At 37.4% G+C, this 15,056-nt stretch carries 14 protein-coding genes; 12 read left to right on the plus strand and 2 right to left on the minus strand.

Features of this window, described 5'->3' with window-relative positions; translation table 11 throughout:
* The first annotated feature begins 80 nt into the window (after window positions 1-80).
* The 5 genes from ABYD77_RS03810 (at window position 81) to ABYD77_RS03830 (ending at window position 6,702) form a co-directional block, all read left to right on the plus strand.
* Window positions 81-614 carry a cell division protein ZapC domain-containing protein gene (locus ABYD77_RS03810; RefSeq protein ID WP_372767149.1) on the plus strand — a complete coding sequence of 178 codons (534 nt, stop codon included), beginning with the start codon at window positions 81-83 and terminating at the stop codon, window positions 612-614.
* Window positions 615-679: 65 nt separating this feature from the next.
* Entirely contained in the window at window positions 680-2,812 is a 2,133-nt protein-coding gene (rlmKL, locus tag ABYD77_RS03815; RefSeq protein ID WP_372767151.1) for a bifunctional 23S rRNA (guanine(2069)-N(7))-methyltransferase RlmK/23S rRNA (guanine(2445)-N(2))-methyltransferase RlmL, read from the plus strand.
* Window positions 2,805-3,029, plus strand: a complete 225-nt coding sequence (locus ABYD77_RS03820; protein WP_372767153.1) for a glutaredoxin family protein — start codon at window positions 2,805-2,807, stop codon at window positions 3,027-3,029. The genes rlmKL and ABYD77_RS03820 overlap by 8 nt, the downstream gene beginning before the upstream one ends.
* 2 nt (window positions 3,030-3,031) lie before the next feature.
* Window positions 3,032-4,942 carry an ABC transporter ATP-binding protein gene (locus tag ABYD77_RS03825; RefSeq protein WP_372767155.1) on the plus strand — a complete coding sequence of 637 codons (1,911 nt, stop codon included), beginning with the start codon at window positions 3,032-3,034 and terminating at the stop codon, window positions 4,940-4,942.
* Window positions 4,943-4,953: 11 nt separating this feature from the next.
* Window positions 4,954-6,702 carry a DUF3466 family protein gene (locus tag ABYD77_RS03830; RefSeq protein ID WP_372767157.1) on the plus strand — a complete coding sequence of 583 codons (1,749 nt, stop codon included), beginning with the start codon at window positions 4,954-4,956 and terminating at the stop codon, window positions 6,700-6,702.
* 57 nt (window positions 6,703-6,759) lie between these two features.
* On the opposite strand, the gene ABYD77_RS03835 is transcribed toward ABYD77_RS03830, so the two are convergent.
* A complete protein-coding gene (locus ABYD77_RS03835) occupies window positions 6,760-7,272 on the minus strand; it encodes a DUF2062 domain-containing protein (RefSeq protein WP_372767159.1) in 513 nt (170 codons plus the stop codon).
* On the opposite strand from ABYD77_RS03835, the gene ABYD77_RS03840 reads away from it, so the two are divergent.
* The 7 genes from ABYD77_RS03840 to tcdA all read left to right on the plus strand — a co-directional run bounded on the left by ABYD77_RS03840 (window position 7,252) and on the right by tcdA (window position 14,676).
* Window positions 7,252-9,486, plus strand: a complete 2,235-nt coding sequence (locus tag ABYD77_RS03840; protein ID WP_372767161.1) for a DNA internalization-related competence protein ComEC/Rec2 — start codon at window positions 7,252-7,254, stop codon at window positions 9,484-9,486. The genes ABYD77_RS03835 and ABYD77_RS03840 overlap by 21 nt on opposite strands.
* A 69-nt stretch (window positions 9,487-9,555) precedes the next feature.
* Window positions 9,556-11,289, plus strand: a complete 1,734-nt coding sequence (gene msbA / locus ABYD77_RS03845; protein WP_372767163.1) for a lipid A export permease/ATP-binding protein MsbA — start codon at window positions 9,556-9,558, stop codon at window positions 11,287-11,289.
* Window positions 11,289-12,260: a tetraacyldisaccharide 4'-kinase gene (gene lpxK / locus ABYD77_RS03850; RefSeq protein ID WP_372767165.1), complete on the plus strand. Its 972-nt coding sequence runs from the start codon at window positions 11,289-11,291 to the stop codon at window positions 12,258-12,260. Before msbA ends, lpxK begins: the two co-directional genes overlap by 1 nt.
* Window positions 12,250-12,447: a Trm112 family protein gene (locus ABYD77_RS03855; protein ID WP_372767167.1), complete on the plus strand. Its 198-nt coding sequence runs from the start codon at window positions 12,250-12,252 to the stop codon at window positions 12,445-12,447. Before lpxK ends, ABYD77_RS03855 begins: the two co-directional genes overlap by 11 nt.
* Window positions 12,435-13,190 (plus strand): 3-deoxy-manno-octulosonate cytidylyltransferase, encoded by a 756-nt coding sequence (gene kdsB, locus ABYD77_RS03860; RefSeq protein WP_372767169.1) that lies wholly within the window; start codon window positions 12,435-12,437, stop codon window positions 13,188-13,190. The genes ABYD77_RS03855 and kdsB overlap by 13 nt, the downstream gene beginning before the upstream one ends.
* Before the next feature lie 3 nt (window positions 13,191-13,193).
* Window positions 13,194-13,862: a pseudouridine synthase gene (locus ABYD77_RS03865; protein WP_372767171.1), complete on the plus strand. Its 669-nt coding sequence runs from the start codon at window positions 13,194-13,196 to the stop codon at window positions 13,860-13,862.
* Between the two features lie 16 nt (window positions 13,863-13,878).
* Window positions 13,879-14,676 carry a tRNA cyclic N6-threonylcarbamoyladenosine(37) synthase TcdA gene (gene tcdA, locus ABYD77_RS03870; protein ID WP_372767173.1) on the plus strand — a complete coding sequence of 266 codons (798 nt, stop codon included), beginning with the start codon at window positions 13,879-13,881 and terminating at the stop codon, window positions 14,674-14,676.
* A 71-nt stretch (window positions 14,677-14,747) separates the two neighbouring features.
* On the opposite strand, the gene ABYD77_RS03875 is transcribed toward tcdA, so the two are convergent.
* Window positions 14,748-15,056, minus strand: a 309-nt coding sequence (locus tag ABYD77_RS03875; RefSeq protein WP_372767175.1) for a SufE family protein, incomplete at its 5' end; no start/stop codon positions are given.

The following is a 15,056-nucleotide window of genomic DNA, read 5'->3' on the forward strand; positions in this document are numbered from 1 at the left end:
TTGAAAATAATCTAAAAAATAGTTTATTTTTAAAGCGATAGCTCTATAATCCTCAGAATGTCATGTTTTGGGGGTTTTTTATGTTACAAGCAGGGAAAGATTGGCGATGGTTTACATGTGAAAACCGTAACCGCCTTGTGTTATTCGTAGAATCGACACAGGAAGAGCTTGTAATGCCATATAAATCTCGCCAGTTAACACAATCAGCTATAGTAGGCGGTTGTTTCAGCCTGGAAGATGCTGCATTGTATGAGCAAATTTGCCATTATCTTGCTGCATTTAACCTTTGGACTGAAGGTGAAGTTGCTGTAATTTCACTTCATGCTACCGCTGCAAAATTACATCTAAAACCAGTACTCGCCAAAAGTTGGTTTTTCAAACCTTACCAAGGTCATATCCCAAGTACAGAAGCCATAATCACGCTTAATTCACATCAGCAATCAGGGCAATTTCTAATCATTGAATGCGATGGTGAAAGTGCACTTTGTATGTGTTTAGAGCATCATATGCAATTGGATGAAAACTTTTCATTAAATCGCTTTGAGACGATAAAAGTGCTTAACGATAGAGTAAACCCTATTTTAATCAATCAATCACAGTTAAAACGCGCATAGGCTTTATCGCACCCTTGTTTTAAAACTGTTATACTTCAGCCAGATTTTTTAACAGGGTTTTTGCTTTGAGCAATTCACTATCTTTTATTGCACTAACGTCGATTGGTGTTGAAAACTTACTCGCTACTGAAATTCAAGACATAGGCGCCGAAATAACCAAACAAACGGTTGGTTCGATTCGTTTTAATGCGTCAAATTTACAAGCTCAAACATTGTGTCTTGTTAGCCGTTACGCAACCCGTGTAATGATGTTGCTATGTGAATCTGATCAGATTAATACTAAAGATGACCTGTATGGTTTTGCAAAACAATTTGATTGGCAAGAATATTTTGGCCCTAGCCAAACACTTGCAATTGACTTTAATGGTACAAATCGCGAATTAAAAAATACGCAGTTTTCAACTTTAGTAGTGAAAGACGCAATTGTAGATAGTTTTTTTGCCAGTCATCAACAAAGACCAAATATTTCGAAAACATCTCCTGATGTGCGAGTAGTAGGGCGTTTAAATAAAGAAAAATGTGCCCTTTATATAGATTACTCGGGACCAGGTCTTTCTCGTCGCGGATACCGTCCATATCAAGGTGAAGCCCCTATTAAAGAGCACTTAGCAGCGGCTTTGGTTAACCGCTCTGGTTGGTTAGAAGATACATCACGCCCACTGTTTGATCCCTGTTGTGGTTCTGCAACGCTTTTAATTGAAGCGGCAATGATGGCGTGGAATATTGCACCGGGTCTTTATCGAAAAGAGTTTGCATTTCAATCACTTCCTGGATTTCGCCCATTAAAATTTAAAGAATTGAAACAACAATTAAAAGATAAACAAACCACCCAAAAGCTTTACCTAATTGGTAATGACATTGATGGACGTGTGTTAGATAAAGCACGCCAAAATATTGAACATTTGCCGTTTGCAAAATTTATTCAGCTAAAACAAGCGGATGCTAATAAATTAACGGCGGTAGCAAAACAGCCAGGTGTGGTTTTATCAAACCTACCTTATGGTGAACGTTTAGGTGAAAAAGCTGAGCTGGTAAATTTATATCGCCATTTAGGCGATGCCTTTAAAAAGCATTTTAAATATTGGCATTTAGCGCTTTTTGCTACCGATATTAGTCTATTAGCGCTTCTGAAACTTGCAAAGAAAAAGCAATACAAACTTAAAAACGGTCCGTTAGATTGTGTATTAAATCTTTATGATTTAGATGAGAAAAACACCGAACAATCGCGCGAAACAAAGCTTAACTATGATGGTTCAATGGCTTTTGCAAACCGCCTTAAGAAAAACAAACAAGGCCTAAAATCATGGCTTAAAAAAGAGGGGGTTAGTTGTTACCGTTTGTATGATGCAGATATTCCTGAATACAATGTTGCAGTTGATGTGTATAACGAATACTTAGTTATTTATGAATATGCACCGCCTAAAACCATTGATGAAGTAACCGCGGAAAAACGCTTACAAGATGTAATATATTTAAGTGCACAAACGCTTGATATTGCACCAAGTAATATTGTGGTCAAGCAGCGTAAACAGCAAAAGGGTAGCGCGCAGTATCAAAAAGCACAGCGTACCGATAAATCTAAAAATAATATGACAGTTGAAGAGTATGGTGTGAAATTTAAAGTTAATTTACACGATTACTTAGATACAGGTTTATTTTTAGATCACCGTTTGGCAAGACGTTATATTCAACAAAATTGCAAAGACTTACGTGTACTAAATTTATTCGCATATACCTGCAGCGCATCAACACACGCTGCAGTTGGTGGCGCAAAGTCAGTTACCAGTGTTGATATGAGCAATACCTACTTAAAGTGGGGACGTGAAAACTTTGCTTTAAATAATTTAAACAGTCCACGTTATCACTTTGAACAAGCGGATTGCTTAGCGTGGCTTGAACAAGCAAAAGGTCAATTTGATTTTATCTTTTTGGATCCGCCAACGTTTTCAAATTCAAAACGAATGAAAAAAGAATTTGATGTTCAGCGCGATCACATTAAATTGTTCACCTGGGTAAAACGTATACTTGCACCAAATGGTACTTTGTTATTTTCGAATAATAAGCGCAGTTTTACGATGAATGAAGAAGGTTTACTCGATTTAGGTCTTATTGCTGAAAATATTAGTGAAAAAACACTTTCTCCTGACTTTAAACGCAATAAACAAATTCATAATGCATGGTTAATTCGTAATGCCTAACATCACGCTTTATCATACTGATGGCTGTCATTTATGTGAGCAGGCCTTTGATTTATTAATACAAGCAGGCCTTGAAGAAAATGTTAACTTGATTGACATTGTAGAAAGCGAAGCGCTGATGGCTGAATACCAAACAAACATTCCTGTTGCACAATTTAACACAGGAACTAAATTATTTTGGCCGTTTACTCTTGAAGACATTTTAAATAATAAGTAAGCATGGATTTAATAAGAATTACAGGTGCCCAGCTGGCGTTCGGCACTCATCCTTTACTCAATAACGCCGACATGCTCATCGAAAGTGGTGAGCGAGTATGTATCGTAGGTCGAAATGGTGCGGGTAAATCAAGTTTGCTTAAAGTACTTGATAGCCAAATTCAACTTGATGACGGAGAAATTAACCGTTTAAGTGGATTGAAAATAGCGCGCCTTGAGCAAGACCCACCTAAAGGTGCAAACGGCACTGTTTTTGATTATGTTGCCAATGGTTTACCTCATATTGCATCGTTACTGATTGAATACCATGAAGTAAGTGCCAAGTTAAGTCATGACAATAGCGAGAAAGTGCTAAAACAGTTTGAACGTTTGTCTTCGCAGTTAGAAGCTAACGACGGCTGGCGTTTTGAAACGCAAATTAATCAAGTATTAAGTCAACTAGAACTTGACCCTAATAGCGATTTAACATCGCTTTCAGGTGGTTGGCTTCGTAAAGTGGCACTTGCTAAAGCATTAGTAGGTGAACCTGATTTATTATTACTTGATGAGCCTACCAACCACTTAGATGTTGCCAGCATTGAATGGTTAGAAAAGTTTCTAAGAGAATTTAGTGGCGCAATTGTATTTATTTCTCACGATCGTGCCTTTATTCGTTCTATGGCGACACGTATTCTTGATTTAGACCGCGGTAAGCTAGTTTCTTACCCTGGCAATTATGAAAAGTACTTAGAACAAAAAGAGCATGCATTAAAGGTTGAAGAAAGCCAAAATGCTTTGTTTGATAAAAAACTCGCTGAAGAAGAAGCGTGGATCCGTCAGGGCATTAAAGCCCGTCGAACGCGTAATGAAGGTCGAGTGCGTGCACTTAAACAGCTCCGTGTTGAGCGAAAAGCAAGGGTAGAACGTCAAGGAAAAGCAGACTTTAACATTGAAAGTGCACAGCGTTCAGGCAAGCTAGTATTTGAAGCTAAGGGTATTAGCCAAGGATTTACAAACAAACCAATTGTGAAAGACTTCTCAACATTAGTTATGAGAGGCGATCGTATTGGTTTAGTAGGGCCAAATGGCGTAGGTAAAACTACCTTGCTTAAAATTTTATTTGGTGAATTGTCACTAGATTCAGGCAAAGTAAAACAAGGTGTTAACCTGGAAGTTGCTTACTTTGATCAATATCGTGCCGTACTTGATGAAGAAGCAAGCGTGCAAGACAACGTTGCTGACGGTAAGCAAGAAGTCAATATTGGTGGTCGTAGCCGACATGTGCTTGGATATTTACAAGACTTCCTATTTCCACCTGCACGCGCTCGCTCGCCGGTTAAATCTCTGTCTGGTGGTGAGAAGAACCGTCTTTTACTTGCCAAACTGTTCTTAAAGCCTAGTAACATATTAGTGCTCGATGAACCAACCAATGACCTTGATGTTGAAACGCTTGAGCTTCTCGAAGAAATTTTAGCGAATTATCAAGGTACTGTATTGGTTGTGAGTCACGACCGTGAATTTATTGATAATACATGTAGCACTGTTTGGGGCTTTTTGGGTGACGGTAAAGTAGTTGAAGTTGTTGGTGGTTATCAAGACTTTCAAAATTATGCTGCGTTACTTGCTGAAAGAAATGCAACTGAACAAAAACAAAATGACACAGAAAACGACAAAAAAATCAGCGATAAGCCTTTAGCAAAAAAATCAGGCAAGTTATCATACAAATTAAAACGAGAACTCGAAGAGCTACCGGCTTTATTAGAATCGCTTGAACAAGAAGTTGAAGAACTTCAGGAAGTTGTTAATTCTCCAGATTTTTTTAAGCAAGATAGTGAGCAAACTCAGAAAACCTTGAACCAATTACAACAAGCAGAGTCGAAGCTTGAAACCGCTTTTATGCGTTGGGAAGAATTGGAACAGTTACAGGATCAGTAGTAGGAATAAAAATGAAATATAAATTACTTGCAGCGGCAGTTTTTGCTGCAATCACGCCTCAGGTTCAAGGCGCTACTCCATATGTTTTAGAAGAACTTGGTAACCTTAGTTACGCAAAGCACGCATTTGTAACTGATATGAATGAAGCCGGTCAAGCAATTGGTATGGCCCAAGGAGTGTTTGATATTACAATTGATATTGCTGAACTGGATTTTGATGATTCGCGCATAAAAAATTATTACGATGCACGCAAGCGCGATTTTGAAAACATAGATCAGGAGATCACTTTTACTTTAGAAGATATCCAAAATGGCACGATTAATGGGGATGCACAGCAGTTTTTACAAGATTTCCTGAAAGAATATTACACAGATAGTCAACTTCAGAAAATTTCGGCGAATCAAAGCTTAGAATATAATGTTGCTATTGAATTTAATAATCCCACAACAGAAAATGTATTTTTTGATGTTGAGCATACTGATTATGATGGTTTAACCCGATCTGTTGAAAATATATACACTGCAATTTCCGAAGATGGCGTCAAAGTAGGTTGGGGCTCTGCCCCTTATACGAAAGTAGAGTTTACCCCTGACGGGCAGACACAAACTGAAATCCATTACCAACGAGATTTTACTCGCCGCGCATTTGTAATTACTGCTGAAGGTGGACGTGTAGATCTTATGCCAATTGAGCAAATGTACGGGGGGATTTCTATCGCAACAGCCATTCAAAAGGTTGCGAGTGGCTATGAAGTAGTCGGTGAATCTTCAGTAAGTATTGCATCTGATGCATTAGATAGGTTAGAGGAACGCTGTGATGGTAAGCAACTTCCCCTTGAGATTTGCTATGAAAGCTACGTGACATCCTCGAGTTCTGCCCTATATAATCGTCACGCTACGAAATGGGTCCTTGATAATGACTTTAATGTTATAGATACCATTGATTTAGGTATAGGTATTATTCCTGATGAAGATGAGCAAAAAGATGCTTGGGTAAGCTCTGCGCTTGCTGTTAATTCAAATGATATTGCGGTGGGTTACTCTGTAGTGCGTTATCGTGATGGCGATAACATTACGCTTTATCCAGTGTATTACAAAGATGGAAGTGTTATCGAATTTATTGATGAAGAAAACTATCGTCCTGGTGGTCGTGCTTTAGCCATTAATAACTCAAATATTATCACTGGTTATGCAATTGAACGAATAGAAGGTACAGATCGCAGTAAATTTTTCTATCATGATATATCCTCTGGAGAAACTCGTTTTCCAAAAGATTTCTTCAAAAGTAGTTCCGCAGTAGCAAATGATATCAATGACAATGGTTTAATTGTCGGTCAAGCTGAAGTTGAAACAACATCATCAGCAAGACGTCGTCGTGAAGGCTTTATTTACAACATTAATACAGAATCATTTACTAATCTAAATGATTTACTGCCTTGTTATGCCAGTGATGGAGAAACAACATATCCGTATGTAGTGGCAGAAGCAATGGGGATCAACAATGATGGCACTATTTTTGGAACAGCTACTAAAACTGTAGATAAACGTGATGCACAAGGTAATGTGGTAGTAGATAGCACTGGTAAAGTTAAACAAGAAAGTATTGTTGTTGCTGTAAAACTTACTTATAACCCAAATGGTGTAGCAGAACCATGTCCACCAAAAGAAAAAGAAACCTATGAGCGTCAAGGCGCTTCTACAGGCTTGATTGGCTTATTACTTCTTCCGCTTGTGGCAATAAGAAGACGATTTTTCAAATAGCATAAAAAAACCTCACAAATTTGTGAGGTTTTTTTTGATTTTAAAAGTACTAAAAATTTATTTTTTATTATTACGAGCTTTCCATTGTTTTAGCACTGAATAGCGCCAAAGGTAATCAATACCGAAATACCCGATAGCAGATGCAGCAGCGGCACATACCAAACTGCCTACCATAAATGCAGGTCCAATACTGGATAAACTGTCGATAAACCATTGCCAATTGGCTTCAAAAGTAAAATCTTGTTTTTGCTGACCTAGCACCAAATAACCAACTAAATAGTTAAAATAAAAAATTGGTGCCATAGTTAAAGGGTTAGTGATCCACACTAAAGCAACCGAGAGCGGCAAATTAACGCGAAATGGAATTGCAATTGCAGCACTAAGCAGCATTTGAAAAGGAACCGGAATAAATGCCCAAAATAAGCCCACAGCGAATGCACCACGTGCAGAACGTCTATTTAAATGCCATAAATTTGCATCATGTAATACGTCACCAAAAATACTAAGCGTTTTGTTTTGCTTAATCTTGTTGTGATCTGGTAACAACTTTTGGATCGTCTTTTTTGGCATCGCGGTATACATCTTCCTTTTTGGCAAAGCATTGCATGCTTTGTTCTAGGCTGCATATTGTCGCTATTTTTACTCAATACGCCAGTCTTTTTTTTAACAATTACACTGGTTGTACTAGTGGGTGTATTAACAATATCTAATCTTAAGACAAAGATTGTTGTTATAAGTGCGCTTTTATTCGGTTTGGCATATCCAATTATCTACTACCACTGCGCATATGATACTCACTTGAGTTACATCGAATTACAGCAAAAACAGCTAATTAAAGGTAAAGTTGAGCGTATTGATGACTATTTATATACCTATCGGCTGAGTGTCAAACCAGCTGTTTTAGGCACAGAAAAAATAGCTAAATACAAAAAACTTACACTACAACTTTATTTAACCAAACAGAGTTTCGATAAAAACACTGTGAGAATAGGGGATACAATTACAACACGTGCTAAATTAAAACCCATTGTGCCCGTCGTAAATGAGGGAATTTTTGATCGCCGTCTTTATAATTTTTATCACGGCATAAAATATAAAGGCAGCATTAGCAATAACAGTCTATTTAAAGTAACTCGCGAAGATAACAAGCAAAGAGCGCGATTTTTAAACTTCTCAGAATATTCTTGGCTTTACTCAGCTGTTTTATTTGGCGATACCAGCAAAATGCCAAGAGACTTTAAACATATATCAAGACAGTTAGGCATTTCACACTTATTTGCCGTTTCAGGGTTACATATGACGATTGTGTTTGCTTTTAGTTATTGGATTATTAGGGTTTGCTGTCTGCTTTTTAATAAATTTAATCGTTTAAAGGTATTACCACTTTTAGTAGGTATTCTATCTTGTGCTTTATATTTACACTTTTCTAATTATGCCACTTCAGCGCAACGTGCCTTTATAATGCTTTGTGCTTTTTGCATCTGCTGGCAAATAAATCGAGCATACATTGGCTATCGAGCGCTTATGTTTGCGTTACTTTGTGTATTTATTTTTAACCCATTTGTGCCGTTAACTGTTGGTTTTTATTTTTCGTTTGCTGCGGTGTTAAGTATTCTTCTTTCGCTCGATTTAATCAAAAAATTTAAAATTAGGTCTTACTTAGCTAAATTTTTCGTTGTTCAAGTTGCTATTACAATAACGTTAATACCAGTTACGGTGTTTTTTTTTAATGGTTTTAGCATTTATAGTTTGTTTGTAAATTTAATTGCCATTCCTTTTTTCTCTGTTGTGCTCATGCCGGGCATCTTATTGGTTTCGTTACTATCAGCACTATTGCAAACAGATTTATTTATACTCTTACTTGAACCACTACTTGCTCTGATTGTGGCTAGCATTAATGAATTTAATGATATTGGCTCTTGGCTAAATTTGCCGAGTATCAGTTGGCAACTAACAGTTTTGCTGCTGATAAGTAGTCTACTTTTGCTTTACACCAGTTATTCACTTTATTTAACACTGCCATTAATGGTGTTTTACTTATCACAAGCAAGTTTTAACCAAGAGCAATTGGTGATCAGGGTATTAGATGTAGGTCATGGATTGGCAGTGCTGTTAAGTTACAATAACCAAGCTGTTTTATATGATGTCGGCGCAAAATACAGTGATTATAGTTATGTAAAAAGTGTGATTTTGCCAACATTAAGAATCAATAATCTTAGATTGATGCGTACAGTGATAAGCCATGATGATAATGATCACAGTGGCGGTTTAACCCATATTATTGAAAATGGCAAATTATCTACCATCAGTGGCTATGGCAAAGCATGTAGCTTTAAGGCTAACTGGTTAAGTAATATCACATTTGAATCAATTTCGAAAAACTCAATGTTTAAATCTGACAATAATAATTCCTGTGTAGTTTTAGTTACTTATAAACATTTTAAGTTGTTGTTAACAGGGGATATAGAGAAGAAAAGAGAACAGGCTCTTTTAAATGATAGAAGAATTGCTGATATTGATGTGCTTATTTCACCACATCATGGAAGTAACAGCTCGTCAACTGACGCGTTTATAAAGCATACTAATCCGTCCTGGGTGTTACATTCAGTAAATGCATATAATCGTTGGAAATTCCCTTCGCTAAAAGTGGTTGAGCGTTATGCTTCAAATAATATAAAACAGTTAGCCACATACCATGGTGCAATCAAAGTAAGTGTAACAGATACAAACTACGCAGTTAGTTCGCAAAAACAGCTAAAAAATTATTGGTTTCTAGTCGATTAACACTCGGTTCGACTTGGGTTTTACCAATAGGCGCTATACAATAAGCACAAATCAACTTAAGTTTCACTCATGTCGACCTCATCAGAATATTACAAACGCTTATTAACCTATGTAAAGCCCCATAAACTTGCTGCTACTTTTGCCATAATAGGTATGCTGGGCTATGCCGCAATGGATGGTCTTTTTGTATATTTGATGGATCCATTTATTGAACAAGGGTTAACCGCTAAGAATCAAGAAGTCATGAAATGGGCACCAGTAGTCGTTATTCTGTTGGTACTTTTCCGTGGGCTATTTAACTTTGTCTCAAGCTATTGCTTAGCAAATGTGGGCTCACACGTGGTGATGGCCATTCGCAAAGAATTATTTGCTAAATTACTTCATTTACCGGTGTCATTTCACGATCAGCATTCAACTGGAGAGCTAATCTCAAAGATCACTTTTGATGCAGAGCAAGTACAAACAGCGATAACAAAAGCCTTAATCACCATAGTAAGAGAAGGCGCATTTGTTGTTTTCTTGGTAATTAATATGTTAGTGGCAAGCTGGCAATTATCATTGTTATTTATTCTAGTTGTACCGGTTGTAGCTGTTATTGTATCAGTTGTTTCTAAGCGGTTTCGCGTTATTGCAAAACGCATTCAAGATGCAATGGGTGGCGTAACCCGCGCGTCTGAGCAAATGGTAAAAGGGCATAAAGTTATTCATTCATTTGGTGGTCAAGAAATTGAACAGCAACGTTTTGCTGATGTAAATAACCGTAACCGTCAACAACGTGTAAAGATGGATGCGACAAAAGCACTGAGTGTTGCCAGTATTCAAATTATTGCAGCATCAGCAATAGCAATGGTGTTGGCCGCAATTGGCTTCAACCTTGTTGAACCAATTTCTACAGGTGCGTTTGTTAGCTTGTTAACTGCAATGATGATGATGTTGCGCCCTTTAAAACAGCTATCAAACGTAAATGTAGAATTGCAGCGCGGTATCGCTGCAGCAAAAAGTATTTTTGATATTTTAGATTTAGATAACGAAATAGATACAGGCTCAAAAACGCTGGAAAAATGTGATGGTCATATCACCATTGAGAATTTGTCGTTTGCCTACCCAAATACAGAGCGCAATATTCTAAACGAACTGTCGATGGATATTAAACCTGGGCAATCCGTTGCATTAGTTGGCCGCTCGGGTTCTGGTAAATCAACACTTTCTAACTTATTACCTCGTTTTTACGATACCTATACGAGTGGTGATATTAAACTTGATGGTCTATCGCTAAATAGCTTTGATTTAACTTGGTTGCGCGAACAATTTGCCATCGTGTCGCAACAAGTTGTGTTATTCAACGATACGATTGAGAACAACATTACTTACGGTTTTAAAGGTGAGATCACTTCGGAAAAACTACAAAAAATTGTTGATCAATCACATGTTTGGGAATTTGTTAAAGATTTACCAGAAGGTTTACAAACCATTGTCGGCGAAGATGGCGTAATGCTATCAGGTGGTCAACGTCAACGCATTGCAATTGCACGTGCACTTCTTAAAAATGCGCCAATTTTAATTTTAGACGAAGCTACATCAGCACTTGATACTGAGTCAGAAAAATTAATTCAACATGCGTTAAACGACTTAATGAAAGGCCGCACTTCGATTGTTATTGCGCATCGTTTATCAACGATAGAGAATTCTGATGTTATTTATGTTTTGGATAAAGGCCAAATAATCGAGTCGGGCTCGCATACTGAGTTACTTGAGAAGCAAGGAGCTTATTTAGCGCTTCAAAAAATGCAGGCAAATGATTAATGAAGCTAGTTGAACGCAGTTGGTACAGCAAATTCGGCATTACATGGTTGCTATTTCCTCTTAGCGCGCTGTTTTACTTGGTTGCTAAATACCGTTTTTATACTCAGCGTAAACTACAAAACCAAAGTGATAAGCCCAAAGTGATAGTTGTTGGCAACATTGCAGTTGGCGGTACGGGTAAAACACCTTTCACAGTGTTTCTTGTTGAACATTTAAAAAAGCTGGGCCTGCGTGTTGCGGTAATTTCACGAGGCTATGGTGGTGAAGTTCAATCTAAACCCTTGTTAGTTGATGAGAATGTTAGCGCAGAGCAATGTGGCGATGAACCAAAACTGATTGCCCTTAGGTGTAAAGTACCCGTTGTGGTTTATCCAAAAAGAAATGAAAGTATTGCATTTTTAAACAACAAGTATTCATTAGATGTCATTATTGCCGATGATGGTTTACAACATTACCAAATGCCAAGAGCTATTGAGTTATGTATTGTTGATGCTAGTAGACGCTTTGGTAACAAATTAGTTTTACCTGTGGGCCCTTTAAGAGAGCCATGTTCCAGGCTAAAACATGTTGACCTAACAATATATAACGGTGATACGTGCAATATTGGGTATACCCTCGTTGTTGATGGTGTATACCGAGTGAAAGATCAAAAAGAAATTACCGATTTCAACGAGCCGTTAACCTTGATTAGTGCCATTGGTAACCCATCGCGCTTTGAGAAAACAGTTGATGAAATGAATATTAAGGTGCTCGGTCATCATATATTTAAAGATCATCATAATTATCAAGATACTGACTTTGCAATGCTAACAGGTCCATTGTTAATGACTGAAAAAGACGCTGTAAAATGTCAGGCATTTGCAAAATCAAATTGGTACTACTTAAAAGTATCAGCACAACCAACACAACAATTGCTCAACAAACTTGGGCAGTTATTAAACGACAAAGGGATCCATAACCATGGCATTTGATACTAAATTACTTGAAATTATTGCCTGCCCAGTAACTAAAGGTCATCTTAAGTTTGATAAAGAAAATCTAGAACTTATTAGTACTCAAGCAAAGCTTGCTTATCCAGTACGCGATGATATTCCGGTGTTATTAGAAGAAGAAGCGCGTGAATTAACACTTGAAGAGGTTGAAAAGTGGAATTCGTAGTCGTTATTCCCGCGCGTTATGCATCGAGTCGTTTGCCTGCTAAACCCCTTGCGGATATTCAAGGTAAACCTATGGTACAACACGTTTATAAAAAAGCACTAGCCTCAGGCGCTCAGCGCGTTATTGTGGCAACAGATCACCCAGCGATATTCGATGTTGTAACCAAGTTTGGTGGTGAGGCTTTGATGACTCGAGAAGACCATGATTCAGGTACAGAACGTTTAGCTGAAGTAGTCGAAAAATTAGCACTTTCAGAAGATACCATTGTTGTAAATGTACAAGGTGATGAGCCATTAATTCCACCTGAAAATATTTCACAAGTAGCGAGGCTATTAGCATCAGATAGTGCACCGATGGCGACATTAAGTGTCGCAATTACGGATGTAGAAGAAGCCTTAAACCCGAATGCAGTTAAAGTGGTTGCAGATAATCAAAATAACGCAATTTACTTTTCACGTGCAACCATTCCATATGACCGAAATCGTTTTCTTGGTAAAGATGCAATTTCTGAAATAGGGGATTTTTATCAACGTCACATTGGTATTTATGCTTACCGTGCTGGGTTTATAAAAGAATATATTTCACTTGAGGTGTCTCCTCTTGAGCAAATTGAATCACTTGAGCAATTACGCGTACTTTATCATGGCAAAAAAATTAAAGTACAAACAGCTGTAATCGCACCGCAACCAGGTGTTGATACGCCAGAAGATTTAGCAAAAGTGAATGCGTTTCTAGCTAAGTAAGCAATGGTACTTAATATAATTTACAGCTGTGAAGATTTTTATGTTGTTGAAAAACCGCATAACGTTAGTTTTCATAGTGAAGAGGGAGTAGGGTTTTTTGCAAGCTTTGAACAGCAAGTAAACGAATCTCTTTTTCCCGTTCACCGCCTTGATAAAATGACATCAGGCCTTGTTTTAATGGCGCGAAATAAAAAAGCAGCCACTGAATTTGGTGAGATGTTTAGTCAAAAGCAGCAAGGTAATATTAGTAAATACTATGTTTCGATTGCCAAAGGTAAACCGACAAAAAAACAAGGTTGGGTAAAAGGAGACTTAGTTAAATCACGTCGCGGTTGCTATAAGTTACAAAAAACCACAGAAAACCCATCAATTACGCGTTTTGTTTCATGTTTAATTTCACCTGGACTACGTTTGTATTTATTACAACCAATCACAGGTAAAACGCATCAATTGCGTGTAGTTCATAAAAGTTTAGCAGTGCCGATATTAGGTGATGAACGCTATGGAGCAGATGCAAGTGAGCGCGGTTACCTTCATGCATTTGCACTAAAGTTTAATTTTAAAGGCACTGATTATTCGTTTTTAAATATGCCAAAAACTGGGTTATATCAACAGCCTGAAGTAATTTCCCTGATTCAACAATGGCAACAGCCATGGCACGTTTTTAATTAAGATAAATGGAACACTTATGACAGAGTCATATCAGAATCGCTTTGGCGGCATCGCACGTTTATATGGCGTTAAACAACAAGCGCTACTTTTAAACGCACATTTTTGCGTTATTGGTATCGGTGGTGTTGGCAGTTGGGTTGCAGAAAGCTTAGCACGTACTGGCATTGGTAATATAACGTTAATTGATTTAGATGATATCTGTGTTACCAATGTAAATAGACAAATTCATGCGCTATCTTCAACAATTGGAGATGCAAAAGTCGATGCAATGGCGAGTAGAATTAGTGAAATTAATCCAGACTGTAAGGTAAGTATTGTTGATGATTTCCTGACGCTTGAAAATATCAAAGAGCATATTCAAAACTTCGATTATGTAATTGATTGTATTGATCAAGTGAAAGTAAAAGCGGCACTCATTGCTCATTGTAAGCGAAATAAATTACCTATAATTACTATTGGTGGCGCAGGTGGTCAAATCGACCCAAGTCAAATCAGAATAGGGGACGTAGCTAAAACCAAGCAAGATCCTTTGCTTGCAAAAGTACGTTATTTATTGCGTAAACAATATAACTTTTCAAATAACCCAAAACGAAAGTTCAGTGTTGATTGTATCTATTCAGAAGAACAACTTGTGTATCCATCCACTGATGGCTCAGTTTGCCATGCAAAAGCGGGCGCTGACGGTAATATGAATATGGATTGCCAGACGGGCTTTGGCTCACTTACCATGGTAACTGGCAGTTTTGCGTTCTTTGCTGCTGCAAGAAGTGTGAAAAAATACCTAGAGAAATGTGAGCGTAACAATCAAGTATAGAAACTTTGATTGTTAGCTATACATTTAAATTATAACAATTGCATACAATATATTTAGTTTACTTGGTAACACTAACTATTTTGTATTGCAAAATCAGAAATTTTTTGAGCAATTGCTAGAATTCCATTACCTCTACTTGGGCTTAAATGTTGAATAAGCCCAAGAGATTCAAACTCAGATTGAATATTTATTCGTTTAAATTCATCAATTGTCAGTCCATTAACCATTGAGCAAATAATAAATATAAGCCCTTTAACAATACGCGTATCTGAATCGGCACTGACAACTAAACGTTCTTCACTTTCATCAAAATCGATATATAACCATACGTTGCTTTCACATCCATGTACTTTTACGTCGTCAATTTTTAATTCATTTGG

It is taken from the genome of Pseudoalteromonas sp., assembly GCF_041629635.1.
GTDB lineage: Bacteria > Pseudomonadota > Gammaproteobacteria > Enterobacterales > Alteromonadaceae > Pseudoalteromonas.